Origin of the sequence: Lysinibacter cavernae, from assembly GCF_011758565.1 — a bacterium.
Lineage (GTDB): Bacteria > Actinomycetota > Actinomycetes > Actinomycetales > Microbacteriaceae > Lysinibacter > Lysinibacter cavernae.
Genome location: NZ_JAAMOX010000001.1, coordinates 1,258,822 through 1,284,142, shown reverse-complemented (window position 1 = coordinate 1,284,142; position 25,321 = coordinate 1,258,822). Strand labels below are relative to the sequence as shown.

General features: G+C 60.6%; 24 protein-coding genes. 4 read left to right on the top strand and 20 right to left on the bottom strand.

Going from position 1 to position 25,321, the window contains the following annotated elements; all coding sequences use genetic code 11:
- Positions 1-88: 88 nt before the first annotated feature.
- Complete coding sequence (locus FHX76_RS05780) at positions 89-343, top strand: hypothetical protein (protein WP_167148791.1); 255 nt, start codon at positions 89-91, stop codon at positions 341-343.
- Here the strand turns inward: FHX76_RS05780 and FHX76_RS05775 are convergent.
- The 6 genes from FHX76_RS05775 to FHX76_RS05750 all read right to left on the bottom strand — a co-directional run bounded on the left by FHX76_RS05775 (position 340) and on the right by FHX76_RS05750 (position 6,081).
- A complete protein-coding gene (locus FHX76_RS05775) occupies positions 340-756 on the bottom strand; it encodes a hypothetical protein (protein WP_167148789.1) in 417 nt (138 codons plus the stop codon). The genes FHX76_RS05780 and FHX76_RS05775 overlap by 4 nt on opposite strands.
- A 35-nt stretch (positions 757-791) precedes the next feature.
- Positions 792-1,010 (bottom strand): hypothetical protein, encoded by a 219-nt coding sequence (locus FHX76_RS05770; protein ID WP_208402446.1) that lies wholly within the window; start codon positions 1,008-1,010, stop codon positions 792-794.
- 62 nt (positions 1,011-1,072) lie between these two features.
- Positions 1,073-1,753 carry a TetR/AcrR family transcriptional regulator gene (locus FHX76_RS05765; protein WP_167148787.1) on the bottom strand — a complete coding sequence of 227 codons (681 nt, stop codon included), beginning with the start codon at positions 1,751-1,753 and terminating at the stop codon, positions 1,073-1,075.
- Between the two features lie 183 nt (positions 1,754-1,936).
- On the bottom strand, positions 1,937-3,277 hold the full coding sequence (locus FHX76_RS05760) for an MFS transporter (RefSeq protein ID WP_341777869.1): 1,341 nt from the start codon (positions 3,275-3,277) through the stop codon (positions 1,937-1,939).
- Positions 3,278-3,307: 30 nt separating this feature from the next.
- Positions 3,308-5,131 carry a bifunctional sugar phosphate isomerase/epimerase/4-hydroxyphenylpyruvate dioxygenase family protein gene (locus tag FHX76_RS05755; RefSeq protein WP_167148785.1) on the bottom strand — a complete coding sequence of 608 codons (1,824 nt, stop codon included), beginning with the start codon at positions 5,129-5,131 and terminating at the stop codon, positions 3,308-3,310.
- A 2-nt stretch (positions 5,132-5,133) separates the two neighbouring features.
- Positions 5,134-6,081 carry a shikimate dehydrogenase gene (locus FHX76_RS05750; RefSeq protein ID WP_167148783.1) on the bottom strand — a complete coding sequence of 316 codons (948 nt, stop codon included), beginning with the start codon at positions 6,079-6,081 and terminating at the stop codon, positions 5,134-5,136.
- Positions 6,082-6,457: 376 nt separating this feature from the next.
- Between FHX76_RS05750 and FHX76_RS05745 the strand changes: the two genes are divergently transcribed.
- Positions 6,458-7,336: an SseB family protein gene (locus FHX76_RS05745; RefSeq protein ID WP_167148781.1), complete on the top strand. Its 879-nt coding sequence runs from the start codon at positions 6,458-6,460 to the stop codon at positions 7,334-7,336.
- Between the two features lie 11 nt (positions 7,337-7,347).
- On the opposite strand, the gene FHX76_RS05740 is transcribed toward FHX76_RS05745, so the two are convergent.
- From FHX76_RS05740 to FHX76_RS16665, 11 genes are all read right to left on the bottom strand, one after another.
- Positions 7,348-7,647: a 2TM domain-containing protein gene (locus FHX76_RS05740; protein WP_167148779.1), complete on the bottom strand. Its 300-nt coding sequence runs from the start codon at positions 7,645-7,647 to the stop codon at positions 7,348-7,350.
- A gap of 82 nt (positions 7,648-7,729) precedes the next feature.
- Entirely contained in the window at positions 7,730-10,723 is a 2,994-nt protein-coding gene (locus tag FHX76_RS05735; RefSeq protein ID WP_167148777.1) for a DUF2207 domain-containing protein, read from the bottom strand.
- 36 nt (positions 10,724-10,759) lie between these two features.
- A complete protein-coding gene (locus FHX76_RS05730; RefSeq protein ID WP_167148775.1) occupies positions 10,760-11,497 on the bottom strand; it encodes a hypothetical protein in 738 nt (245 codons plus the stop codon).
- Positions 11,494-11,868, bottom strand: coding sequence for a PadR family transcriptional regulator (locus FHX76_RS05725; protein ID WP_167148773.1), 375 nt, complete (start codon positions 11,866-11,868; stop codon positions 11,494-11,496). Before FHX76_RS05725 ends, FHX76_RS05730 begins: the two co-directional genes overlap by 4 nt.
- A 98-nt stretch (positions 11,869-11,966) precedes the next feature.
- Complete coding sequence (locus tag FHX76_RS05720) at positions 11,967-12,890, bottom strand: DUF817 family protein (protein ID WP_167148770.1); 924 nt, start codon at positions 12,888-12,890, stop codon at positions 11,967-11,969.
- Positions 12,891-12,942: 52 nt separating this feature from the next.
- On the bottom strand, positions 12,943-14,646 hold the full coding sequence (locus tag FHX76_RS05715) for an RCC1 domain-containing protein (RefSeq protein WP_167148768.1): 1,704 nt from the start codon (positions 14,644-14,646) through the stop codon (positions 12,943-12,945).
- The gene (locus FHX76_RS05710; RefSeq protein WP_208402445.1) at positions 14,639-15,412 is read right to left on the bottom strand and encodes a hypothetical protein; all 774 of its coding nucleotides are present in this window, start codon (positions 15,410-15,412) and stop codon (positions 14,639-14,641) included. Before FHX76_RS05710 ends, FHX76_RS05715 begins: the two co-directional genes overlap by 8 nt.
- Before the next feature lie 29 nt (positions 15,413-15,441).
- Positions 15,442-16,020, bottom strand: a complete 579-nt coding sequence (locus tag FHX76_RS05705; protein WP_167148764.1) for a signal peptidase I — start codon at positions 16,018-16,020, stop codon at positions 15,442-15,444.
- Between the two features lie 67 nt (positions 16,021-16,087).
- Entirely contained in the window at positions 16,088-16,744 is a 657-nt protein-coding gene (locus tag FHX76_RS05700; RefSeq protein WP_167148762.1) for a hypothetical protein, read from the bottom strand.
- A 93-nt stretch (positions 16,745-16,837) separates the two neighbouring features.
- A complete protein-coding gene (locus tag FHX76_RS05695; RefSeq protein ID WP_167148760.1) occupies positions 16,838-17,422 on the bottom strand; it encodes an alternate-type signal peptide domain-containing protein in 585 nt (194 codons plus the stop codon).
- A 271-nt stretch (positions 17,423-17,693) separates the two neighbouring features.
- Entirely contained in the window at positions 17,694-20,447 is a 2,754-nt protein-coding gene (locus FHX76_RS16665; RefSeq protein WP_167148758.1) for an Ig-like domain-containing protein, read from the bottom strand.
- 137 nt (positions 20,448-20,584) lie between these two features.
- On the opposite strand from FHX76_RS16665, the gene FHX76_RS05685 reads away from it, so the two are divergent.
- Positions 20,585-20,974, top strand: coding sequence for a DUF6157 family protein (locus FHX76_RS05685; RefSeq protein WP_341777915.1), 390 nt, complete (start codon positions 20,585-20,587; stop codon positions 20,972-20,974).
- 33 nt (positions 20,975-21,007) lie between these two features.
- Here FHX76_RS05685 and FHX76_RS05680 read toward each other — a convergent pair whose 3' ends face one another.
- Positions 21,008-21,721 carry an ion channel gene (locus FHX76_RS05680; RefSeq protein WP_167148754.1) on the bottom strand — a complete coding sequence of 238 codons (714 nt, stop codon included), beginning with the start codon at positions 21,719-21,721 and terminating at the stop codon, positions 21,008-21,010.
- Between the two features lie 181 nt (positions 21,722-21,902).
- Between FHX76_RS05680 and FHX76_RS05675 the strand changes: the two genes are divergently transcribed.
- Positions 21,903-22,739 carry a MerR family transcriptional regulator gene (locus FHX76_RS05675; protein WP_167148752.1) on the top strand — a complete coding sequence of 279 codons (837 nt, stop codon included), beginning with the start codon at positions 21,903-21,905 and terminating at the stop codon, positions 22,737-22,739.
- A gap of 97 nt (positions 22,740-22,836) precedes the next feature.
- On the opposite strand, the gene FHX76_RS05670 is transcribed toward FHX76_RS05675, so the two are convergent.
- Positions 22,837-24,555 carry an ABC1 kinase family protein gene (locus FHX76_RS05670; protein ID WP_208402599.1) on the bottom strand — a complete coding sequence of 573 codons (1,719 nt, stop codon included), beginning with the start codon at positions 24,553-24,555 and terminating at the stop codon, positions 22,837-22,839.
- Positions 24,552-25,097 carry a PadR family transcriptional regulator gene (locus tag FHX76_RS05665; protein WP_167148748.1) on the bottom strand — a complete coding sequence of 182 codons (546 nt, stop codon included), beginning with the start codon at positions 25,095-25,097 and terminating at the stop codon, positions 24,552-24,554. The genes FHX76_RS05670 and FHX76_RS05665 overlap by 4 nt, the downstream gene beginning before the upstream one ends.
- Positions 25,098-25,321 lie beyond the last annotated feature (224 nt).

The following is a 25,321-nucleotide window of genomic DNA, read 5'->3' as shown; positions in this document are numbered from 1 at the left end:
ACACCACACGCAGGACCCCACCTCAACCCCTCCCAATCTTCGTGCGACAGGCGTATCCTTGCCCACACACGGGGAAGGGGCATCAGAGATGAAACCAACACCACAAATTGAGTCCGTTGAGCTCCCAAGCTTTGGCACGGTCGAGTTCAACCACGAAGACACGGTCTTCCGGATAGCGAGCACCGGCGGGGGCTGGATCGTGCACGGCTCAGAACATCCACTCGCGCGACTCCTGAAGACGGCTGAGGGCTACGACGTGACGAGGCTCCACGGAACGGGCGAGGCCCATAACCTTCCCTCGCTGCCGTCGGCGTTGCTGCGCGTTGTCGAATGGGAAGGCTAAGCAGGACCCTGCTCGTCAGGGTACGGGAGTTCGGCGTCTGTCGCCCTTGCGGTGGCCCGGACGGTCAGTAAACACGTCGCGCCAGCGATGAGCTGGAGCACGATGCCAATCGGCACCTGGCCGTGGGGGAGCAGCCCAAAGAATGTGTCACTCAGCGCTGAGAGCAACCCAATAGCCAGGTAGACGCCACCGGCGACCGACAGGCTGTTTCGGATGCCTCGAACCGTGCGGGCCATGAAGCCGCCGTAGATGAGGACAGCAGTCAGGCCGATTCTGGTGAGGTCGAGGGGAACATCAACGTTGAACACCGCCCAAATGTGGGAATCCTCAACAAAGAGGCCCATGAACGCAACAAGGCCGACCGCGATAGCGAGTGAACGGGCAACGTACACGGCAAGTTTTGGGGATCGCATGTTGGCCTTTCGTGAGGAGGCGTTTTGAGCGGATACTACGTGTCGCTTGGCGCGGGTTTGGTCGCAAGTCGTTCTTCTTGAGACTCGACCTCGTGCTGAGACTCAAACGCCGTTGGGTGGTAGATCTCCTGCACAACGCCGAGGAGATGGCCTGAGATCCCGCGCCGTCTGGCGCGGGCGGCGAGCAGCATGCAGCCGGTGAGCACGAGCGCAAAGATGCCTGCGAACATGAGAAACGTGAGTGCTCCGGCCATGTATCCAGTCTACGCGCCGTGTCAATCGGGGAAATGCGATCAGACTGAAGGCGCGCGCTTTGCTAGTTGACAGGCGAATCCGCGGCCAGGTCGGTCACGGCAGCAACCACCATATCGCCGATGAGGGTCCGGTAGTGTTCGTGGCGCCCTTGTTCAAGCAGGTCCCTGCCAAAAATCGTACGGAACGTGTACCGGTTAGCCACGTGGAAAAATGAATAGGCGCTGATCATCATGTGCACGTCGAGTGCATCAAGATCAGACCGGAAGATGCCGGCCCGCTGCCCTCGCGTGAGCAAATCAGAGAGCGTCTCTACCGCAACCTGGTTGAGGTCGGGGATCGTCTCGGAATTGGCAATGTGCTCGGCCCTGTGGATGTTCTCGATGCTCACCAAACGAATAAAGTCGCGGTGAGAGGTGTGGTGATCGTAGGTGAACTCGGCGAGCTTGCGGAGCCCGTCGGCCGGAGGCAAATCTGACATGTCGAGGTCGCGCTCGCCGTTGCGGACCGTTTCGTAGGCAATCTCCATGACGCGGAGGTAGAGGCCCTCTTTTGAGCCGAAGTAGTAGTAGATCATCCGCTTTGCCGTTTGCGTCTTCTTGGCGATCTCGTCGACCCTGGCCCCGGCAAATCCGACGTCGGCAAATTCCTGCGTTGCAACGCGGAGAATATCGGCCTGTGTGCGTTCGGCATCGCGTCGGCGGCGGGGGTCAGCGACCTGTTGTTCTAGCGCGTGCTCAGCCATTGAGATTTTCCGTTCGATGCAGCTGACGAATGGGACGGGTCGTGACGGGTATGCAAGCCCTTCGGGCTCCCGCATCAGGCTAGCAGCAGTGCCGCAGGACGGGCGGGAGCCGGTGGCTGACGGATGCGGGTGGGAACCGGCTTGCGGCCCCCACCACATCCTCAGCGGTTGCGTTGTGAGCGGCTACCGCGAAGCGGTGGCCCGTGCCGGCGCGGGCTCGACGGGCGCTTTACCCAGCTGTGACATTGGTACCTTATGCGTTTCGCGTGCCGTTGCCACGGCGATCACGTTGATGAGGCACAGGCCAGCGGTAAAGAGCGCAACAAGGAACCACGCGTTGTTGCCGTCTCCGGCAATGGCACCGGCGATGGTCGGCGAGAAACCTGCAATCGCAAAACCAATTTGGGTTCCGATTGCCGTTCCTGACAGGCGGACCGAGGTTGGGAACATCTCGCCGTAGAACGCGGGCCAGACGCCGTTGATGGCGCTGTAGACGCAGCCGAACAGGACGAGTCCAAAGACGAAGATGAGCGGGTAGTTTCCGACCGAGATGGCCCAGAGGTATCCAAACATCAGCACGGCGCTGCCTATGGTTCCAAACAGGAAGACCGGCTTGCGGCCAATACGGTCCGACAGCGAGGCAAACAGTGGGATCGCGGCGAGGGCTATCACGTTCGAGAGCACACCAACCCACAGAATTGTTGTGCGGTCGAGCCCTACCGTGTTCACCGCATACGACAGCGCGTAGACGGTGAAGATGGTGCTGACCGAAGCAACAACGGCGCAGCAGATCACGCGGATGACGGCGCCGAGGTGGTCGCGGAACAGTACCTTGAGTGGGCCCTCAGTAATGACGTTGCTGGCGATCTCGCCGGTAAAGACTGGTGTCTCATCAAGGGTGCGTCGGATGACAAGCGCAACAACGACGACGACCCCGCTGAGCCAGAATGGCACGCGCCATCCCCAGGAAAGCAACTGGTCTTCAGGCAAAAGTGCAACGGGGATGAAGACAGCCGTGGCCAGAATTTGGCCTGCCTGCGTTCCGCTGAGCGTGAAGCTTGTGACAAACGCGCGGCGGTTTGCCGGGGCGTGCTCAAGCGATGACGAGTTTGCGCCTGCCTGCTCTCCACCCGCGGAAAATCCTTGGATGAGTCGCATGAGTACGAGCAAGATCGGAGCAAGGATGCCAACCTGTTCGTAGGTTGGCAGGAAGCCAACAACCACGGTCGCGATGCCCATGAGCATCACGGTCAGGACCAACACTCGCTTGCGGCCGATCGTGTCGCCCATGTGACCAAGCACAAACGCGCCGAGCGGGCGGGCAAGGTAGCCAACGCCGAAGGTCGCGAGGGCAAGCAGCGTGCCAACCAAGGGGTCCGAGTCGGGGAAGAAGACGCGGCTAAAGACTAGGGCCGCCGCCGTTCCGTAGATAAAGAAGTCGTAGTATTCGAGCGCGCTGCCGATCCAGGCAGCGATTGCCGCCTTTTTGGGATTGGCGACGGAAACGGTTGGTTGGGTCATCATTGATCCTTTCGGTGAATTGGACATGCTGAGTTAGGCCGTTGTGCGGCGCTGCTGTGAGGCCATGCGAACGGGGGCATTTGCCGCCCCGTAGCCGGTATAGCCGTCTTGACGCTCAACCAGTTCGATAAAGAGGTTGCCGCCGGTGGTCGTGTAGGCCTGCAGGAAGCTGCCGCTCGCATCCCGGTCGAAGAGGATGTCGAGCGATTGGTAGGTTTCGATCTCCTCGTCGGTGAGATCGAAGCGGGCCTGCAGATCGTCGTAGTAGTTGCGGGGGATGGGGAGGAGCTGCACACCAGCGGCTTTGAGCTCGCGAACCGTTGCAACGAGGTTGGTGCATGCGAGCGCAAAGTGCACCGGCAGAATGGTTTCGACGTTTGGCTCGCCCGGTGGCACGTTGAGGGCGAGGCGGATGGCGGAGCCTGGTGATTCGAGGGTACGACTCTGCACGAGGCCACGCACGCCGGGAACGTCGAGACTTCCGGCTCCGGACAGCCCAAGCACGCTGCGGTAGAACAGGACGGCCTCGTCAGCGCGCTGCCACGGTTGCATGAGCGCGATGTGGTCAAAGCCGTCAAACCGGGTGGGAGCGGTCTGTGATGCATCCCCTTCTGGGGCGGGCGGAAACTCGCTGCGCCAGCGGCGTTTATCCGCGCTGAAGAAGAGCTTTGTCCCGTCTGGCGTGACAAAGCCGGCCATGCTGTCTTCGTCGCCGGCCTCGTCGCGAGGCGTGACCTCTGCGTGGAGGGCCGCGGCGCGTTGGCTTGCCGCAGCAACATCTGGAACGTCAACCCCAAGCGAGGCGATGGCCGCTGGGCCGACAAGATCGTGGTTGACCACAACGTTGACGCCGTCGCGGGTCCACAGTGACACGTTTTTGCGTCGGTGCAGGCCAACATCCTGAAATCCGAGGGCGTTGAGCAGCTGCGGAGTTTCGTGGCTGAGGCCTTCGCTCAGCTCGATAAAGCTGAGGCCGGAGCTTGCGGGGGCCGACGGGATGGCCGAGCCTGCGGCATCCACCGTTGAACCGAGCGCCTGGCCGCGGCTTGCTTGAACGGATTCGTCAAGGCTCACGAGTGAGCGATAAGCCTCTTTTGCGGTGACGAAGGGGTCGGTCTGGCGGAACACATCGTTGAATACCTCAAGCGACAGCGGGCCAGCGTATCCGGTATCGAGGACGCGGGAGACAAACGCGGGCAGGTCCCACGCGCCCTCACCCGGGAAAAGCCGATAGTGGCGGCTCCAGCTGAGCACATCCATCGACAGCGCGGGGGCATCGGCAAGCTGGCAGAAGAAAATCTTGTCGCCAGGAATCGCCGCGATTCCGGCGGGATCGTCGCCACGCGAAAGAATGTGGAAGCTGTCGAGGCACACCCCAACGTTGGCGTGGTTGACGGCCTCAACAATTCGCCACGAGTGCAGGAAACGCGATACGTGTTTGCCCCAGGCGAGCGCCTCGTAGGCAACCTTTACCTCGTGCTTTGCGGCCAACTCGCCGAGTCGACCGAGCTGGTCAACGGCGAGGGAATCTGAGCTGTCGGTTGCGGTAGCCACATTTGAGCAGACTAGGATGGTGTCTGTTCCCAGCCGGTGCATGAGCTCAAATTTCCGCTCGGCCCGTCGCAGGTTCTTGACAAGCTGCTCCTCCGTTACTCCCTCGAAGTCGCGGAACGGCTGGTACAGGTCGATGCTGAGGCCGAGATCGCCGCACATGCTCCTGATGTCTTCGGGGCTCAGGTCGCTGCCAATGAGGTCGTTTTCAAACACCTCAATGCCGTCAAACCCTGCGGCGGCAGTTGCGGCAAGTTTTGCCTCAAGCGTTCCGCCGATGCAGACGGTTGCAATGGATGTTTTCATGCTTAAGCACCTTCGTTCATCGCTGAGGCAGGCTGCGCCGCCTGCTCATTGGCGAGGAGTTCGAGAAAATGCTTCCGCATCCGCTCTGGTTTTGGCTCAATTCCAGTGATGAGTCGGATGCTGTCGGCCGCCTGCCCGACCGCCATGCGGCCGCCGTCGAGAACGGCATGCCCTGCCGCCGATGCCTGCTCAATAAGCTGCGTGCGCAGGGGGCGGTAGACCACGTCGGCGACCCAGGCATCCGGGTTGAGGAGCGACACGTCGAACGCGACCCCTGGATGTTCCGCCATTCCCGTTGGGGTGGCATGCACAACGCCCTGTTGCTGGCCGAGGAAGAGAGGGGCGTCGACTGCGGATGCGGCGGTCACGCGTGCCGAGGGGAAATTGGCCTGCAGCGAGTCGGCGGCCGCGAGGGCTCGCGCGGAGTCGACGTCAACCAGGGTGAGCGTCGAAACGCCAAGGTCAAGCAGGGCGTAGGCCGTTGCCGCTCCGGCGCCGCCGGTGCCGAACTGGGCTACCGAACTGCCGGCGATCGAGGGGAGACCGTCTAGCACGGCCGCGCGAAACCCGGTCCAGTCGGTGTTGTGGCCGATGAATCGCCCGTCGCGGATGAGTACGAGGTTGACCGCCCCAAGGTGCGCTGCCTCGGGGCTCAGCTCATCGAGGTGTGCGAGCACACGCTGCTTGCACGGGTGCGTGATGTTGAGGGCAGCAAGCCCACGATCGCGAGCGCGGTCGAGGAGGAGGCCGATGTCGTCTGCGCTCTCCTGCATTGTGAGAAGGTCCCAGGTCTCGTAGCGATAGTGAAGTCCAAGATGTTCGGCCTCGCGCTCGTGCATCGGTGGGGTGAAGGAAGCTGAGATGCCCTCCCCGATGAGTGCAACGGTGATGATGTGGTCAGCTGCTGCCGGAGTTGTGGCGCTGGGGATGCTCGCGCTGGGGGTGGTCATGCTTTGGTCCTCCCGGACAGGTCATCGTCGTTGACTTGGGCCGATTGCCGCGAACTCATCTAACGGACTAGTTCGTCCATTATGAGGTGCGGGAGCAAAACCTGTCAACCGACACGCGACGAATACCTCGTAACCGCGCCCGCGCTGGGCCTCTCGCGAGAACCGCGTCGTGGACATCTCGGGAGAACCTCGTACTGGGCCTCCCGCGAGAACCGCGCGCGCTGGGCCTCCTTCGCGTCCCTCTCCCGCAGGGACGGTCGCAGATTGGTCGCAGATCCACTCAAGGCGCCGAGGAGAGGTGGATTTGCGACCAAACTGTGCCGGGTCAGAGGCGCGGTGCGCCCCTCGTCGCGGAGATACGGGTTAGCCTCTGTGTATGGGACTGTTCTCGCGAAACAAGAAGACCACGGGCACCGATGCGCAGCAAAGCAGAGCAGGTGAACAGCAGAGCGGAGCAGGTGAGCAGGTGCAGCTCATCCACCACGAGGCAGTCGAGGCGGCGCTCGCCCAATGGTCGCAGCGCAAAGATGCACAGACCATGAATAACGTGCTGCGTCAGTGCGCGTTTGGTTCGTTGCTGCTCGACGGCTCGGACTCGACACTTGGCGCTGGCGGCTCGCCCTTTGAAGTGGGAAGCATCCTCGCCATTGGATACAAAGCCGATAACGACGGTAGGAAGCTGCTCCTTGCCTTCACAAGCAACGAGGAATTGGCCAAGTATCGGACCGGCACACGGCCCAACTCATTTGGTCAGCCCGCACCAGCCGTTCTTGCCCAGGCCATGACCGACTACGACGGTATTGCGATTAACCCGGGATCGCCAGACCTCACGTGCATCATGTACTCCGCCGAAATCGAGCGGGGACTCACCTCGATGCCGAGCCTGAACGAGCGCCTCAAATCGGCGATGATGACCAACGACATTCCCTGGCCGCACTTTGTCCAGGCGCTCGCCTCAACGCCAACGCTCTACGTCGCCGCGCTTGAGATCACAGACGAAGCCGGCAACGTGACCGGTATGGGTTCGCCAACGGTCACTGGGCGTGCCTCGGCACCAGGGCAACCGGAACCCGTCTACTCGCTCGCATTTACCTCGCCGGCAGAGGTTTTTGCCTGGCATCCCGCAGCCCAAACGACGGCCGTATCCTTTGCCGATATCAGCACGATGGTTGCCGACAGCGGCCGGGCAGGCGTTCTGGTTAATCCCGCAGGCGAAGCGGTGGCCGTGAGCGCAGGGGAATTTCTGCAGCGCTAACGCCGCATCAGCTATTGCTTGTCGGAGAGCTTGCGCATTTCGGCTTGGATGCGGTCTTCCGTGATTCCTCGTGTTGCGGGGCCGTATGCGTTGAGTCCCATGAAGAACGCGCCGATTCCCATGCCAAGCATCGGCCAGATGGGCCAGTAATACGAGTGGTATCCGGAGAAGAACCACACCACGTTGACGATGAGCGTCACGCCAAGCCACACCCACAGGTAATTGACGAACTCGGCCTTTGCCTTGAGCCGCTTGACCGCTTGCGCGCGCAGCGGGTCTTCGTCTGGGGTTGGGGTGTTGAACGTTTCCATAGTCATAACTGTACGGTCAAGATGTGTTTCAGACAACGAGCGAACGGGGGAGGAGACTCGGCGGTTGGCCCTCGGATGCGGGTTATGGCTTGGCCGGTATGCGGTGTTGTTTCCGCGGCCTCGCGACGACGAGCCCGATCACACTCACGAGGATGGCGATAACCGGGGGAAACCCAACGAGGGGAAGCAGCGGATGATCGCTCGGCATCACAGAGCTTGCCCACACAAACAGGACAAACGCGGCAACGGATGCGCACGGTGCCAGCCAACGAAGGAGATCCCTATGCAGGCCCTGCTCTGACAGCCGCAGCCCTGTCGTTCTCCCGATGAGCGCCGCAGCGGGTAAACACAGGATGGCAATCGCGGAAAGCAACCCGATGGCCAAGACGGGAAGTGTTTGGACAAACTGGGTGAACCGGAGCGTGCCCTCGTCCGGTTGCGTAAATGTGCCGGCGGGAAAATCGAGCATGGCGCCAACATCGTCAAGCGTTGGGTCGAGCGGCCAGCCGCCAAACTCATCCTGCTCAATCAGCAGCACGTGGGTGTGTGCCCCCGCTGATGCTGAGCTTGATTCCGAGGCTGCTGCGGCGCGGGCGCCAAGCTCCTTGAGTTCGCCAAACGGAATGACCGTTGCCTTCCACTCGCGCGCGCGTTCGGAGGACTCGGTATCCTTCGTGATCCAGCCGCTCTCTGTGGCAAGAGCGGCAAGCGTGTCATCGAGTGTGAACGAAATCCGAACCGGCTTTGGGGCAGGGTCGTCTCCCCAGCCGGTTGTGTGCTCCCAGCCGTCAAGTAACGCGGCCCACCGAACGCGGTCAACGAGCCCGTTCTCGTCAGCGGCGAAGGCCGCAGCGTTGAGGGCGTAGTCAATGTCGAGGGTGTGTGTTCCCGTGAGCACCTCAACGAGTTTGGTTCGCACGAGTTTGGTGTCGTGGTCCCGTTCGACGGCAAACGGGACATCCTTGCCGTCGATGCGAACGGCGGTCACCTCGAGGCCGAGGTCCTGCCCGTTGGCTGAGTCCGGCCACTGCTGTGCAAACTGTGGCGTTTGTGAGCTCTCGTCCGAGAAGTTGACCTCGAGTTGTTGGTTAACTTCAAGTCGAGCGCTTCCCTCCGGCGTTCGCGACAGGGTTGCAGAGGCTTCGATCGCCTCGACTTTTGTCCAGAGCGTGCCAGGAATGTCGCCCCAGTAGGACTCGTAGTCAACTGACTGCGGGTACGGGGTTGGCAGGGCTACTGCGGCGGCAAGCGCGCCAATAATCAGGAGCGGCGACAGAACGCGGACCAGGATACGCGGCCAGCTGAGAAACTCGCGAGTGCGCCAACCTGCCGTGGCATCAGGCCCAAGCTCGTGTTCGATCAGCGTCGCAACGCGCTGCCCTGCGTCTTTTGCGTTTCCAGCGTGCACTGCGTAGGGGAGCAACTTGTTGCTCGTCTCGGTGCGCTGCAGGAGTTGTGTGCGCTCCGAGAACGCCTCTATGCCAAGGAGGTGCTGCTTGACGAGGGCGCCTTTCCTCGTGAGGGGCCTTGCCGAGAGCGCAACCCAGAGCACAACGGCGGCAAGAAACGACGACACAAGCACAAAGGCAAACGGCCACCAGATAACCGAGAGCACCACTTGGTTCGAAAGCTGCCTGATCAAGCCAAACTGCACGATCGTGAGCGCAATCGGGGCTGCAATAAAGAAGTCACGTACAAAACCGCGGGGAACCTTTCGGTACCCCTTCGTGAGCTGCCCTCGCCGTTCGGGGCTGGAGTAATAGTGCGTGAGCGCGCGGGGGAGGTTGCCAGCGCGTCCCGTCCTGCGGGCAACCTTGGCTGCCTCCCTCAAACTTGCCTTCCGAGTTTTCTTGCCATCGGTGCGCGCAAACTCGAGGGCTTCGGCAAGCTCAACCGTTTGTGGAGTACGCAGGATGTACGCGGCCGTCTGCGGTGAGACACCCTTTGGCGGGTCGTACTGCACGATGTACCAGGGTCGACCTCTGGCATCGCTCCAGGCGACGGCCCGTGCCGCGAGGGCGAACAGCAGCGTGAGGGCAAGAAACGCGAGCGGCGCGAGCGGGCCGAATACCTGAATCCAGTAGGTGAGTGTTGGCGGGGGCATCGTAAAGGTGCCCTCCTCAAAACTCATCGTGAACGACGCCTGAGCGTGTGGCGGGATGTTCTGGTCGTTTGTGAACTGATAGGTAACGTCGCTCCCTGAGCCTGGCTCGCGTTCGAGCCACTGCCCAGCCCCGACGATGGTCCAGGCAAGGCTGCCTCTCGGCTGCCGGATGAGGCGATCATCCAGCTCCTTTGGCACCGTGATGCTCACGTCCAGGCCAGCGAGGGCTTGTGCCCAAGACGGCCCAAACACATCCCATTTGAGGAGATCAACGGCCTGCTCTGATGCCGTATCGGTTGCCGAGTAGGCCAGGTTGCTGAGTTCGTAGGTCATGACAAACTCGTGATCGCCTTGGAGCCTGGTGCCGGTATCCACCGAGAGGGCAAGTTGGTTTCCGCTGACCGTCTCGGCTGGTTGTACCGTTACCCCGTCGAGCGTTGCCGTCAGCAACCTGGGGTTGAGCGCGTGGCCCTCGTACTGCGTCGCGAGGACCCTGGTGATGCCTGTCTCATTTGATTTCTCGGTGAAGAACGCCGTGATGTGCTCTGTGACGGTTGCCCGCAGCTCGCCGTTGTTGTTGCGGTCTATGCGGTAGTCGACGTTGAAGTCTCTGGCGATCCAGTGTTCGGTTGCCGTTGTTGAAGAACCTGTGATGTCGTCGAGGCTCAGCGGCTTGTTGATGATCGGGCCGATCAGCAGCACAACGCCCGCAAGGGCCACGACCGCCCAGAACCCGCGAAGGCCCTTCCGAAGGCGGGATCCGCCGTGCGAGCGAAGCCATGCCTCCACTCCGAGCAGCCAATCGGAAAGCGCAACATAGAGCTTTGACGGTTGTGGTGTGGTGCTTAGGATGCGGTCAGCGTCGTCCTTCGCTGATGAATCGGGACCGGCGCTCTCGGCCGCGGCGGCCTCAGCCTCGTAATACTCGGAGAGCGAGTCTTCGCCTTTGGTATCGGGATGCTCGCTACTCACCCGACTGATTCTAGTGCCGCACTGTGCAGCAAGCCATTATCTGTTGAGCATGGTGACGGCGAAGAGCACGGCGGACAGGGCCGGCAGCATCCAGAACGCAACGATGCGAATGGTCAGGCTTTCGCCACGTCGTTCGGCCGTTTTGCCGGTGATGGGGTCTTGGATGAGATGCTCAGACATCTCTTGTCTCGTCATGACGGTGCCCCAGGTTGCGACCGCGATAAGGCCGATTCCGCCGATTATTACGAGTGGCAGTGGGGCAATCACCAGCCAGGCATCGGCGGGGGACTTTGGGGTGAGGAGCGACGCAAAGACCGCGCCGAAGGCGCCAAGTGCGAGGACGGCGCTGAGGATCCACCGGTTGCGGATGATCGCGCCGAGGTAGAGCGGAATCGTGCACACGAGCATAACGGGGATCGCAAAGAGGGGAACTTGGACGGGGGTGAGCATGACATCGTGCCCCCTGAGCAGCGCGGTGCTTGAAGTATTGAATACAACAAACGCGAGTAGCCCAAGCATCGAGGGCCAGATGCCGCCGTGCCGGTTCCACTCTGGAGCCTGTCGTTTGGGAAGCGCCAGCGAGGCGGCGTATTCGCGGGGTGATCCAAACATCTCGTATGCCTGTTCGCCGCTGTCGTGCAAGAGTTCTTGTGCGCTTGCGACCGCGTCGCCGATGACCTTGCCGCTCACATCTTGCATCCTGAGTTCGAGGATGAAGGCTTCCAACCATTTATCGTTGGTGCGGTAGGCGGATGCCTTGTTGGCGTTGTTCATGAGAAAACCTCCTCGCCGATAGGGTCGGCTGTTAGGAATGAATTGCTGATTGTGGTGAACGCTGCCCATTCTGTGCGGAGCCGGTTGAGTTCTGCGCGTCCGGTTGTGGTGAGGGCAAAGAACTTGCGGCCGGGGCCGCCATCGCCTGCCCGCCACTCGGTGCTCACGAGACCGGCCTCTTCAAACCTGGTGAGGAGGGGATAGAGCGTTCCGCCCTTGATTGTGCCGAGGCCGCTGTCTTTGAGAGAAGAGATGATGGCGTAGCCGTAGGACGGCCCAGCCTCAAGTGATCGAAGCGTGCAGAGGCCGAGGGTAGCGCGGAGCCAGTCGCTTGGCCAGTCTTCCGCTGCATCACGATGAGTTGGGGTCATGACTAGATTGTATGTCTAACTAGTTCAGTAAATCAACTAGATGTGTTTGATAGCTAGCCGTCATCGCAAGCTGCGGGCTGCGAGCCGCGGGCTTGATGCTACGCGGAGACTTCGCTGCCCCTCTCGTGATGCACAACCAAACGCTTTGGTGGATAGAGCCAGGTCACGAGCGACACTGAAATGATCATGAGCAAAAACCACGAAACGATCTTCTGCGGCGAGACCAAGCTCCAACCATCGGCCTGGTTGGGATAGAGCCAGGCGCCGCCAAACGTGGCCGCGTTCTCGGCGATCCAAATAAACAGGGCAACGAGTCCAAATGCCACCAATAACGGCATTCGAAAATAACGCTCTCGAACGCGGTAGTGCATCACGGTTGGGCCAAATGCCACCGCGACGACGGCAAGCAAGAGCCACCTGGCATCCCACACAAAGTGATGCGAGAAGAAATTGACGTAGATCGCGGATGCGATCACGGCGGTGACCCACTGCCGCGGATAGCGGTTGAATCGAAGATCAAAGAGTCGGTAGACGCGAACCATGTACGAGCCAACCGCCCCATACATGAAGCCGGTGAACAGGGGGACAGGGCCGATGTGCAGAAACCCCTCCTGCTCATAGGTCCACGACCCCATCTGTGTCTTGAAGAGTTCCATCCCCGTGCCAACAACGTGAAAGATGAGAACAACTCTGAGCTCTTTTGCCGTCTCCAACTTTGTGGCAAGCAGCGTGATCTGGATTGCGATAGCGATCAGGGTCAACAGGTCGTTGCGGGCAAGCCACGCATTATCCGGGTACCAGAGTTGCGTTGCGAGGATCGCGACAAGCAGCAGGGCGCCAAAAATGCAGGCCCACGCTTGCTTGATGCCAAAGATGAGCAGGCCGGTTAGAAACGACGATACTCGATTCCGAGGGAGGCCCCTGAGCCAGCGGTGGATGCGGTCATCAAGCGACTGCTCAACCGACGTAAATCGGTCTTGGTCGCTGACCGAATCCTGTTCGGCGGCCGGATGCTTCGCCACATCCGAAGCCTAACGAGCGATTGTGGTTGCAACCTGGGAGCGGTTTGTGCGCCTAGGCCGTCTTGAGCGCGGCGACGGCGGAGACAGGGCTTGACCAGTTGCCGAGTGTGACCGACACCCGGTAGTAGTACGTGGTGTTTGACGTGAGCGAACACGTGTTGTCGGCAAGCAAGACGGCACCTGTCGCGCATTTCAGGGTGCTCGGCATCGCGACAATCGTGTGGGTGTACGCGTTCGGACGTGCGGCGCCGCCGTCACCAAGCCTGCCGTAGCCACCAGCGCCGGCGCATCCGGCCGTGCCGTCGGAGAACAACCAGCACCGGGTACTCGAATTGCTCGAAATCTGAACCACTATCTTGCCCTGCGGGACGATGGTCTGGATTGGTAACGAGACGTCGGCCATCCCATTTCCGAGCTGCCCTGCCGTCCCCCCGCCCCAGCACCACGAGATGTTGGTCATCGTCATGACGCAGTGGCCGGAGCTTCCGCTCGCGAGGGAAAAGGCTGTTCCTGCTGGAACCTGGAGGACGCGGACCGGGCTGGAGACGTTTGGGGCAACCGTTCCGTTGCCAAGCGCGCCGTACGAGGCAGCACCCCAGCAATACACATTTGAGTTTGCAATCGCGCACGATGCGCGAACGTTGTTCTGGGACTCAACCGCCGTCACGATGTCTGACACGGTGTTGATCGGCATCGTGCCCGTCACAACCCGCTGAGGAACCGCATACATGGTTGTGTTTCCGTTGCCAAGGGAGCCGTATGTGTTGATGCCGAAGCAATACGCGTTATTGGAAGCGATGAGGCAGGTGTACTGATTGCCAGCGCTGACCTTTGTGGCAACCGCACCGTTCGGAATCGCCGAGCCTGCAACACCGTATGTCGCAACCTGGGTTGGAGCGAAGGCTCCGCTCACGCCCGAGTTGCCGTTTCCCATCTGTCCGCTGAGGTTGCCGCCCCAGCAGCTTGCGCCCCGCGAGCCAAAGATTGCGCAGGTGTGGTCGTAGCCGACGGAGATCGAGCTGATGCCGTCAATGACCCCGGTCGGAACCTTTCGGGCGAGCGTAATGACGCCGGCAAGGTTGGCCGTCGCATTGCCTGAGCGGTTAATGCCCCAGCAATAGGCTTCCTTCGTTGTTGCGGCGCAAGCGGTTCCCTCGCCAACCGAAACGTCGACAAAGACGGCGGCGGCAGGAATCTGGGAACCGGCGTTATCGGTTACCCGCAGCACCTTGAGCGGCACGTTTGAGCTCGTGAAGAGGGTTCCCTGGGCGAGCTGCCCAGTATCGTTTTGGCCCCAGCAGTACACGTCACCAGCCGAGAGCCCACACGAGGAATTTACCCCGGTCGAAATCTTGCTGAGCTTCATCGGGGTGGCCGTTGGCGCAACGTTTCCGGTGTCCCTCACCGTCGGGCTGTCGCTGTGCAGCGTCGTTGGGGAAGCAAAGTCACTTGTTGTCGAGCGCTCAAACGTATACGAGGGCGAGAGTGTGTCGCTGCTTGGGCCGGTGCTCGTGCTGACCGACAGTGCGTTTGCCTCAGGCAACAGCGCGGATGGTTTAGTCGGGGCGGTGAGTACGTCTGTTGAGGCTACTGCGGTGAATTTGGCATCGTTAATGCTCCAGAGTGCTTCGGCAGGCATCGAGCCAAGTACACCGGCAAGCGTGCACACGAGCACTGTGGCCGCACCAACCCAGCGGCGAAGCGAGCGTCGCCGCGATTCGGTTTGTGCCGCCATCCCGTAGCCAAGATCACTCATGAGTTGCCTTTCGTTTACGGAAGCCAATGAGAATGCCTCCCACCGAGAGAGCCGCAGCGAGCAGGGCCCAGATTCCCAGGTATGCGCCGGTCAGCGCGAGTTGTGATGCAGGTGCCGAAACGGCTTGCGATGCTGAACTGCCTGATCCGTCGCTCGGAGCTGTCTCGGTTGTTGGCGGCGCAGGCGTCTGCGTTGAAGGTGGGTCGGTATCGATCGGGGCAATAGGAGGCAGGGTATTATCCGTGTCATCCAGGCATTGACCGTCAGCAATCGTGAGTGGAGCGTCGTGCAGGGTTGTGCCGATTCCGAACGAAGCCACCTGGTTTCGTGCGTCGAGGGGCGCAGCTTCGCTGAGCGAAACAGCGCTTTGGATGTAGAGTCGTTCGCCCGCCGCAATTGGTGTGTTGCGTACCATCGTCAAGCAGTTGGTCAGCGGGGCCGATGTGAGACCGTCGCCACCAACTGTCATGCTGAGGGTGCCAGCGAGTGCGGTAGTCATGTTCACGTTTGTGGCCTGCACCGTGTACAAAGCGGGGTGTCCGGAATTGTTGAGGATCCAGAAACCTGACTCAAGTACTTCTCCAGGAACGTAGCGATGGGCCGCGTCGAAGAGTGGTTCAGGAAGTGTTGTTCCCCAGACGGTTCCGTCATTGCTGAGCAGGAGAGGCTCAGGCTGCGCAACGGGTGCAATGCCGTCTACGTACGAGTTTGACTTGGCCGTGGCCAACGACGGAATGGCCAACGAGACCATAGTGATTGTGGTCACCGCCATGGTGACTGTGAGCGTCCGGCGCTTCATGCGGCATCGTCTTCCGGGAGGGCGGCCTGCTTCTTTTTTCGTGAAAGTACGTATGAGACCACATAGCCAAGGCCCCAAAGGATGAACACGACCGCGATGAGAACGGGTACAAGCAGTTTTGCGTTTCCTGTCACGGCGTTAATAGCGAGGCCAATATAGGGAACCGAGTAGATAACTACGCCGAGTACCTGCTCGCGAATGATTGGTTCAGGATCGTTGACCGAGTTGTTATCGCCCCTGGTAATAAACGCGGTCTCGCCTCTGGTGTCGGTGCTGATGCCAACCACGCGGTGAGTGATGACCGCTGGCTTGCCCGATTCGACCTGGTAAGTGATGACGTCACCAACGCGGATGTCGGAGATCGCGCGCGGCTGGGTCACGATGACCGTCCCTGGCGGAAGTCCCGGGGCCATCGAGTTGGTCAAGATTGTGTAGGTGGTCGACCCCGTGGCACGCGGCACAACAATAAGGGCCGCGACAATCACAATGAGCGCCGATACAACAACGCCAAACGCAATTGCTTTGGTGATGTCCCATGCGGTGCGGGAGCGACGGTTAGCTGCGTGTGCTGCCATGCTGTGCCCCTTTCTATGCGCCCATCTGGGTTGTGTTGTTGTCGTTGCGGATGGCAACAGGTTGTGGTTAAGGTCGGTGCTGGTCCGCTCGCACTTGGAACGTGAACCTGATGGCGAGTCCCTGGGTGCTGTTCGGTGTGGTGTCTGAGAGCTGATATCCAACGCAGAGGTTGGTGCTTTCGCCCGGTTTGAGTGCGGATGCCGCAGGGACGACCTGCACCGCTTCGGTTGCGGTCACCGAGCTGACGGCGCGGAAGCTTGTGATCGTTGCGGGATCGCATGTGGTTGACGCTGACGAAACAATGCCCATGCGCATCGTGTCAACTAAATCCTTGTGTGCTGCCGACGAGCCCGAGTTCCCTATGCCGGTGATAGACAGTGTGAGCGGTGTGTCACCCGTGTTCGTGGCCTTCATCAGCGCAACTCTGGTATCGCCAGGCAGGAGTGATAATGCGCTGATTGTCAGCGCCTGAAACGAGTAGCTCGGTGATGCCGAGCTGTTTGGATCTGAAGGTGAAGCGTTCTGGCCGTTTGCATCCATGAGTTGAAAACTCAAACGACCCGTGTTGATGGTGCCCTTGCCCTGTTGCGACACCATCCACGTCGCAAACGAGTTGCCTGTGCTCAAGATGAGGATGGCAGTCGTTGCGAGTGCGAGGAGCGCGAGGGGGAGTCGGAACGTGCGCAAGTGAGCCATGATGCTCAGTGATTCTGTCGTGCCCATGCCGCTTTACCTCCCCTGAAAACGGTGACTTACTGGCGAGTGTATCGATATGAGCGATCCACTCGCCAGTAGGCCTGTAGAAGTAGCGCTTGGTTAGAGCGCAACCTGCTCAAGGACGAAGTTGGTCTTGCTCAGGTCAACCTTCGAGACGCTCCCGACCCGGTCTGACGCCGCTGCGGAAAAGTCGAAGGTGATCTGCTGCTTGAACGTCTGGGTTCCGCCGAGCACCTGCTCGCTGAAGTTCCAAACGTTGGTTCCTGGAGTCTGCACCGGCAGCTGGACGCCAGCGACATCGGGTGCAAGGAAGCTCGTGTTGACTGTAAAGAGGTCTGCGGCGGTTGCGTCACCCGACACTACGGCTGCCTCGGTGTCTACCGTGAGGCTTGCCTTCATGTTGTCACCAACAAGGGTGACGTTCATCGGCTGGGTCAGGCGGACGACGTCGCCCGGAACCATCTTGAAGTCGGCAATGTCGGCGATTGGTGCCCAGGTGGCCGGACCGGTCTGGATCTCCCATGTTTGGCCGGTAGGAGCGACGACGAGGTTCAGATCACCGGTGTTGATGCTGCCTGCCTCGCTCTGCGCGCTGACGTTCCAGAGTGCGAGTGAGCCGCCGGTTCCGAGCAGAAGTGCGACGCCAAGACCAGAAACGATTAGACCTTTAGAAAGCTTGTTCATGTTTTTTCTCTTCTCAATCCGTTGATTAACGTGATTGGGAACCCCCAAAAGAACCCCCAACGTAGGAACCCTAGATTCCTACTGCGAGGGCCCCCAAGCCCTCGCTTGATATATATTATGGCAGATAAATAAACGGTCGTGAGCATTCTTAGCTGTGGCGTACCCGTTGGTTCCCTGGACAAATGGAGTGAGTGTTGAAAGTTAGTGTGTCAAGATATTGATTGTGGTTACATCGAGTGATATGTAACTCTGGTGGGGCGTCGCACGTTTCCTAGATCTGGCGCTGTTTGCGGCTTCTGGCCGCGGCAATGCAGGCGAAGCCTGCTGCCAAAGCTGCCCATCCGAGGGCAGGCGCGATTGGGTCGTTGGCGCCGGTGACGGCCAGGCCTCCCGTGCTTGGTCCGGAGGCATTTCCACCGTGAGCTGGGGGCTGTGTTGTACCAGGCGGTGTAGTACCGGGCTGTGCAGCGGTTACCGTGATAGTTGCGGTTGTTGTTGCGCAGAGGTCAGCCGCCTCGAGCGCGCAAATTGTGTAGGTGAAACTGTCGGTCCCTACAAAACCGGTCGCTGGAGTGTAGACGGCTGTTCCGCCAGTAATGCTGACCGATCCGTTGGTTGGCTGCGAGGCGACGGTGGGGGCAGAGACGGTTCCTGCATCGTTTGTGAGTACCTCGATGGAGACGGGAGTTCCTGCCCGCGTTGTTGCCAAATCGGGTGACGCAAGCGGCAAGATCTCTACGCTGACGAGTCCGGTAGCGCAGAGCTGGGGCGTGCCGTCGTCACAGACGATGACCGTGTACTCATCCCGGCCTGCAAAGCCATGATGCGGGGTGTAGACAACGGTTCCGCCCGCATCGACAGAAACGCTGCCGCTGCGTGGCGGGATTCCGCTTTCATCGGTCAGGATATCCCCAGCGTTTGGGTCGGTTGCGGTCACGGTTTCGGTGGTTGCCGAATCGACGACCGTTATTTGTGTCAGCGGTTGAACTACCGGAGGGTTGTTCTCGGCGATGACGGTCACCGTCACCGTGGCGATAGCGCACAGCTGGGGAGAAGTGAGCGAACAGATCTGATACTCAAAGGTGTCGGTTCCCGTAAAACCATCGGCAGGGACATATGTGGCCACACCCGCGGTGGCGTTGACAGAGACCTGGCCGTTGGCTGGGGTGGCCGTGATTGTCGTTTCGAGTTGGCTGCCCGGGATATCGTTTGCCAGGAGCGGAATAGCGACGGGCGATGCTTCAAACGTTTGCGCGTTGTCATCTATGGCTCGCGGGTACACGTTAAAGGTCACGGTTGCCGTATCGCACAGCACGGGAGTGCCGTTGTCGCACACCTGATAATCGAAGCTGTCGAAGCCGCTAAAGTCGGCGTCGGAGAGATAGACAAACCCGCCGGATGCGGTGAAATACACGTTTCCGTGCGCGGGGGACGTCGCCTTTGTGTAGGTGAGTTTTTGTCCGGCATCTGCATCGGATGCTTGCACCTGACCGACCTCAAGCAGCCTGGTGCTGGTGTCACGAGTGAGATCGTTTGCAACGGGCGCGACATTCGCGGGTGGGGGAGTCGCGATCACCTCGGTCGATACCCTGCTGGATTCCGATGTTCCGTCGTTGTTGCTTGGCGCGGTGTCCGGAGTTGTTGAGGATGCAATCGCGCCGTTGGTGAGAATGGTGCCAACAGGCGCGGTGGCCGTTCCAGAGAAGGAGAGCGTGATCGTCTCGTTGACGCCAAGATCACCGAGGCTCCAGCTGATGCGACCGCTGTTCACGGTGCCCGTCGTTGATGCCGGGTCGAGCGTGAAACCCGTGGGGAGCTGGTCGTATGCAGTGACCCCTGCCGCGGCAGAGGGGCCGTGGTTGGTGACCGTGATGGTGTAGGTGACAACTCCGTTTTCGAAGACGGTTGCCGGGCCGTCCTTGGCGACCTCAACGTCGGCGGTTGGGCTCGGTTCTGTTGTTGACCCACACGCGGGGAACGGCACGAGTAGGTTCACCGTGCCCCTCATGGCATTTGAGACACCGCCTGTTTGCGTGTTGAAGAGTTGTGAGCCGGGGGCTGTTGATTGCACCACGATGGGGTCTGCCGCAGAGTCTCCGATAAATGTGCCCTGCACGCTCGAGTTGCCAGTGAAGTGATAGCGACCAAACCCGGTGACGGTGCCGTCGTCGGTGAAGCCGACCGCGCTTGATACCCCGTTGTGAGACTGAGTCCAACGCCCGTTATTGGTGAAGTTGCCCGTTGTGAGAACAATGCCCTCGTTCTGTGAGGTGCCACCGTTGTTCATGAGATCGCCGAGCGCGTTGACCGCGCAACTATTGTGGAGCGAGCCCGATCCGTTGATGGTCAACCCGAGCGAGAAGTTGGCTATTCCGGAGTTCGTGAGCTGGCCGTTGATATTGGCACCGCCCTTGACCGAGAGGATGCCGGAGTTTTCGAACAGGACGCCGGTGTTCAGATCGAGCGCACCGTCAACATGGAACTCGCCCTCGTTATGAAATTCCCCCGAGGCCGAGGCAATTGAGCCTGCCGAGGTGAACGTTGCACCATCGGCAACGTGTATCGTGGCATTGCCATTCATCGCCAGGCCGGCGACCGCAGCCGAGCCCTCAACGTCGAGGAGGAATCCGGTTGCGACGGCAATCGACGGAAGCGAGAGTGAACCCCCGGCGGCAACAGAGAGTGACCCCGCCGCATTATTCAGGTACGAGCCGGTCAGCGTCGCGCCAGAGGCGATGCAGAGGGCGCCATTTGTTGGCAGTGCGTCGATGCCGCCGGTGAAGTCGGCAGCAACCAGAACCGTTTCGCCGCTGGCTACGGAAATGGAACGGTCAGACGGTGAGACGGTTCGAGTCGGGGATGCGCACTGTGCGCTCACATCGGCCGACGCTGCCTGCGGCGCAGCAAATGCCACAAACGAGAGGCCAGCGACGAGGGCGAACACCGCGAGCAAGCTGATTCGCCGCGATGGCTGGCTCGTCAACTTGCGCTGTGTTCGATAGCTGGTCAGATTGTGAAAGCCCACCCCGGCATCCTCTCGTACAGGTTTCTCTGAAAAAGATCGTAGTTGACGGGGAGCCTGCGAAGAAAGCCCCGTGAGTAATCTGTGGATATGTCTGGCTGGCTGGGTTGTGGAGAACCGAGCCGGAACGAGCGGCGGTTGTGCGCGGATGTGGCCAAGAAAACGCCCATGCTTGTGGCCGATTGCGCGGAGCAAAGCCCACAATTGCCTCCCTGCAATACGAGCTGCTTTCGTCGGCCCCGTATGCGCGTACTTCTGATGAACTTCTCTTTGCCGTTCACCTGATTCGTGCCGGCGTGGACGAATCGCAACTGAAGCCGTCGGAACGAGCCGAAGCTTTCGCATCCTTCGTCGCAAAACCACAGGCGTGCCTCCGCGCATCACCGTTGGGCAAGCAGTACGGCTGGGGAATCCACCACGACACCGACGCGAAGGTTGCCCTCTATGGCCGAGGCACCGCCGAGTATCGCCGCCTCGCGGACGACAGCAGCGTGACCCAAGCGATGGCGATGCGCCTCACTCGTCAATGACTGCGGCGTCTGACCGAGCCGACGCAGCTGTAATCAGCGCTCGTCCGCCTCCGAATCGTGCGCACGGGTGCTTTTGATCGATTTATTCGCGTTCACGATTCGTGCAACGGCGGTGATCAGGAAGAGCTGCCCGGCAATGGCCTCAAGAATGGCGATGCTCTGCAGCATCGGCGTGACCGGCACCATGTTTCCGTAGCCGGTTGTTGTGAGCGTCGTGAAGGAGAAGAACAGCTGGCTCGACAGGGAATCAGCCTGGCCCTCACCAAACACCGGCGCTGCCGAAACGAGTGAGACCAAATTGTAGACAAACGTGAAGCTCAGGCCAACCATGACATACGCGGCGATCACTGCCCAGAGGGCCTGCAAATTGAACGAACGCTGCCGCACCTGATCAGCAATGATGATGGCCGCCGCCGCAGCGTAAGCGATGACGGAAACCGCGGCAAGCGTCACATCAAGGGTGTGTCCCTCTGCGCCAAGCAGTGTGCCGATAAGCGTGGCAACGCCTATGACCGCGGCAAACATCCAACCAAAACGCCGAATACGTGGCCTCACCGCTGCCACCTGCAGCGTGACAGCGATTGTGACCAGCTGAATGAGTAAGGACAGCGAGCTTGGGTTCGGCCCCGTCTGCACCGCACACGCCACATACGACACCGCCACGAGGAGCAGGACCAACCAATAGCGAGACCTCCAGCGTGAGGCGCTCGCAGAGATCGCTCGGTGTGCCGACGTGGTGGGTGACATTGTCTCTCCTCGCAGTTGCTCAGCATTCTCCACGGCCCGCCAGCAAGCGGGATCACCCGAAGAGCATGAGGCTGAGCGGTCACGCCGGATATCGGTATTGGAGCGCGTCAAACCCACGCTACCTGACCGCATCCAGAATCGAACTTGACCCTCCCGTAAGAGGAGATGAGATGCTCGATACATGCTAAATATTGGAGAGTTTTCGGGAATTACCGGGCTGAGCGTGAAAGCACTGCGGCACTACGACGAGAAGCGAGTTTTGGCTCCCTCAGCTATCGACGAGGCCTCTGGCTATCGCAAGTATGCCGAGCATCAGGTGCGTGAGGGTGTCATCATCCGCGCCCTCCGCGACGCCGGAGTGCCGCTCGCCGAAGTGGCAACCATTCAAGCAACGGCGGAAGCGCCCGGAGCGGATGCCGCCCTCCTGCTCGCGGCACACCGAGACCGTGTTGCTGCCGAACGCCTCCGTGAAGACCTCGCATATGAAGCCGCCACGCAGATAATTGCCGCCCTCGGGGTGCCAACGAACGTCATCGAGCGGGCGTGTGCCCCGCAACCATTTGTAGCGAGGAAAGTACACGTGCCCGCCGAGCCGGAGCGAGTCAAAGAACTTGACGACGCAAATGAGCTGGCAGGAGAGCAATTTGCCGAACTCTTTGGGCTACTCCAGGGTGACGGCCTCTCGCCGAGTGGTCAATTCTGGACGACGCTTGGCCCGGCCAACCACGGCACGGTTGAACTGATGTGCTGCTGGCCGACCCCAACGCGCCTGATGACAGACTGGGGCGGCCCAGAGACGATCGTCGACGAGTTGCCGGCGCGAACCGAGCTCGTTGCCACCTGGCACGCTACTGATGGACCCGAACTGCCAGAGGGCGCCACGCATCCAGCGGTCGTTGCGCTCTTCGATCACGTATCGGAGCGTGAGGTTTCATTGCGCAACGCGGAAGTGCGTCAATCTGTTATCGGTGCGAGCGAGCACGACTACGCGGTTGAGGTCGCTATTACGATTCGGTAGCCCCCGCGCGGCCACCCTCAGGATCTCGGCTCACAGATCTGACACAAGAGTTCCCAAAACGTGGGGCATAGGAACTCTAGCGTCGGATCTGCGCTCGCTATCTGCCGATGCGAGCCGCGAAGAGCGCGTGCAGGAGGGGGAGTGCCGACGCTGCCATGAGGATGGTGCCAACTGTCGGGTGCTCTCCGTGCAAGACCGCTCCCGCGATGAGTAGCGAACCGAAGATGAGGGCAGAGATCGCCCTGCGAACAGTGCGATCGAGCCGGTCGAGCCGTCGGTCGAGCGCGGGGGTCGTGACCGCAATCTTGCCGTCTTCAACCTTCGTGATGAGTTCATCAAGCCGTTTTGGCAATCTCCACGCGATGCCAATGAGTTCGAGGGCCTGTTGCGCCACATCCTTCGCCGCGTTGCCGCCCTCATCCCGCAGGAGTTGCGAGGCAAACGGCTCAACCGAATCCCAGAGGTTAAACGCCGGATTGAGGGCGCTGCACACGCCGGAGGTGAGTGACATCGCCCGAATAACCAGCAGGAAATTCTCGGGGAGCTGAAACGGGAGCGACCGAACAACATCGCCAAACTGCACCGCAAAATCGCGAAATTCTCGAGGATCAACCTCCCGAAGTTCGGCAAAGCCCATGCCGCCAAACCGTGCAAATAACTGGGTCATTGCCCGTTCAAGATCTGCTGTTTCGGCAGATGGGAGGAGCACACCAAGATCGCCCATCGCCGTCACTAAGCCCTTGCCGTCGCGCGACGCTGCCGCGATGAGCAGCTTTCGCAGCCCGGCGCGGGTGTGAGATGAAACCTCGCCCATCATGCCGAAATCGATAAAGGTCAGCCTCCACGGCTGGTTGTCGCCAGCATCCATTGGTGTTGGCGTGACAAAAATATTGCCCGGATGCGGATCTGCATGAAAAAAGCCCTTGGTGAACAGCTGCTCAAACATGACTTCGGCAAAGACCGAGGCCACGTGTCCAGGGTCGATGCCGGCCGCGCGAAGCGACGAGGCATCGGTGATCTTGATGGCAGTGACATCCTCGAGTGTGAGAACTCGTCGCGTCGTCCGTTCCCAGATGACGCTTGGGACTGCCACGCGGTGATCGTGAGCGAAGTCTTCGGCAAAGCGTTCCGAGTTTGCGGCCTCGTGGAGATAATCAATTTCTTCGCGACTGGTTTGAGCAAATTCTTCAACCAGCGCCGGCATATCGACGCGGTTTGCGATGACGCGGACCCTACTGAGCCATCCGCCGACGCGGCGGAGCGCTGCAAGATCGACGGCAACGATCTGATCGATGCCAGGTCGCTGAACCTTGAGGATAACCTCGCTCAACCCTGTCTCTGCGGCGTCAACTGGCGAGAGGCTGGCCCTGTGCGCCTGGCCGAGGGATGCGGCCGCCACGGGAATCTCGTCAACCCTTGCGAATGCGGTCTCAAGAGTGACCCCGAGCTCGGCCTCCGCGACCGCTCTGATGTTGGCAAACGCTACCGGCGGAACTTCGTCTTGCAGCCCTTCGAGCTCGGCCGTGATCTCGGGTGGTAAGACGTCGAGCCGCGACGACATGAACTGGCCAACCTTGATCATGAGCCCGCCGAGGTCGACGGCGAGCACATGAAATCGCTTCGCGAAGCGCTGCATCCGCTTGGCCCTGCCTCGTTCCGAGACCGCTGCAAGGCCGATGCGGGGGAGGAACAATTCGAACCACCACGTCACAACGAGATTGGCACCGGCGAACCGAAGGATGCGGCGGTACCGCTTGCGGGTGATGCTCTCGTCGAGGGCAAGGGGCCCCTGCTCGGAGGCTGTCACGCCGGTCAGTCCTGGGCGAGAATCGAGTACAGGCGGCGGCGGGCCTCGTCGAGCACGGTGACTGCCTGCTGAATCTGTTCTGGTGTGCCGGTTCGGTTGACCTGGGCTGCCGCCTGGGCGAGTTCCATGCCGGATTTTGGGAGGGCGGTGTGGCCGCTGCCCGTTGAGTTGGCCGTGGCTCCCCACGGTGCTTGGGCTGCTGCCTCCGCGGCTTCTTCCTGCCCGGCGTCGGTGAGGACATAGGTTTTGCGGCCGTTTGATTCTTCGGCGCTAATGAGACCCTCTTCTGCAAGCAATTGCAAGGTTGGGTAGACGGAGCCTGCGCTTGGCTTCCACGAGCCGCCACTGCGCTGTTCGATTTCGCGGATGATCTGGTATCCGTGCATGGGTTGCTCGGTGAGGAGCGCAAGAACGGCCGCCCGCACGTCTCCGCGGCCGACGCGGGTGCCCGAACGCTTTTCGAAGGATGACCGTAGCTGGTCCATGACCTGCCACACGCCATCGGCTGGATTGCCAATACCAAAACCACTTGTGGGGAACGAACTGCTCATGATGACCTCCTATAGACATGCGAACGATACTTAACGATACATCGTTGATGACGTGAGCGATAGGGTTCGTTTATCGGCGGCGGGATATCCACCATATTCGCGCTGGAATTTGGTGGATATCCCGCCCTCGATTCCCGATGGGGGTGCTTGAAGTGCAGTCCCAGATTTTTTTTGGGGGGGGCGGGGGAGAGAGAAAGGGGCCCTTGGCACGTAGCGACACATAC

Bases quoted from the DNA above. Each gene is read 5' to 3' on its own strand.
- FHX76_RS05755 (WP_167148785.1), bottom strand. From the start codon at position 5,131: ATGAAAACATCCATTGCAACCGTCTGCATCGGCGGAACGCTTGAGGCA.
- FHX76_RS05740 (WP_167148779.1), bottom strand. From the start codon at position 7,647: ATGGAAACGTTCAACACCCCAACCCCAGACGAAGACCCGCTGCGCGCG.
- FHX76_RS05765 (WP_167148787.1), bottom strand. From the start codon at position 1,753: ATGGCTGAGCACGCGCTAGAACAACAGGTCGCTGACCCCCGCCGCCGA.
- FHX76_RS05675 (WP_167148752.1), top strand. From the start codon at position 21,903: ATGCTAAATATTGGAGAGTTTTCGGGAATTACCGGGCTGAGCGTGAAA.
- FHX76_RS05665 (WP_167148748.1), bottom strand. From the start codon at position 25,097: ATGAGCAGTTCGTTCCCCACAAGTGGTTTTGGTATTGGCAATCCAGCC.
- FHX76_RS05780 (WP_167148791.1), top strand. From the start codon at position 89: ATGAAACCAACACCACAAATTGAGTCCGTTGAGCTCCCAAGCTTTGGC.
- FHX76_RS05745 (WP_167148781.1), top strand. From the start codon at position 6,458: ATGGGACTGTTCTCGCGAAACAAGAAGACCACGGGCACCGATGCGCAG.
- FHX76_RS05750 (WP_167148783.1), bottom strand. From the start codon at position 6,081: ATGACCACCCCCAGCGCGAGCATCCCCAGCGCCACAACTCCGGCAGCA.
- FHX76_RS05730 (WP_167148775.1), bottom strand. From the start codon at position 11,497: ATGAACAACGCCAACAAGGCATCCGCCTACCGCACCAACGATAAATGG.
- FHX76_RS05760 (WP_341777869.1), bottom strand. From the start codon at position 3,277: ATGATGACCCAACCAACCGTTTCCGTCGCCAATCCCAAAAAGGCGGCA.
- FHX76_RS05680 (WP_167148754.1), bottom strand. From the start codon at position 21,721: ATGTCACCCACCACGTCGGCACACCGAGCGATCTCTGCGAGCGCCTCA.
- FHX76_RS05775 (WP_167148789.1), bottom strand. From the start codon at position 756: ATGCGATCCCCAAAACTTGCCGTGTACGTTGCCCGTTCACTCGCTATC.
- FHX76_RS05695 (WP_167148760.1), bottom strand. From the start codon at position 17,422: ATGAACAAGCTTTCTAAAGGTCTAATCGTTTCTGGTCTTGGCGTCGCA.
- FHX76_RS05770 (WP_208402446.1), bottom strand. From the start codon at position 1,010: ATGGCCGGAGCACTCACGTTTCTCATGTTCGCAGGCATCTTTGCGCTC.
- FHX76_RS05700 (WP_167148762.1), bottom strand. From the start codon at position 16,744: ATGGGCACGACAGAATCACTGAGCATCATGGCTCACTTGCGCACGTTC.
- FHX76_RS05705 (WP_167148764.1), bottom strand. From the start codon at position 16,020: ATGGCAGCACACGCAGCTAACCGTCGCTCCCGCACCGCATGGGACATC.
- FHX76_RS05725 (WP_167148773.1), bottom strand. From the start codon at position 11,868: ATGACCCCAACTCATCGTGATGCAGCGGAAGACTGGCCAAGCGACTGG.
- FHX76_RS05715 (WP_167148768.1), bottom strand. From the start codon at position 14,646: ATGAGTGATCTTGGCTACGGGATGGCGGCACAAACCGAATCGCGGCGA.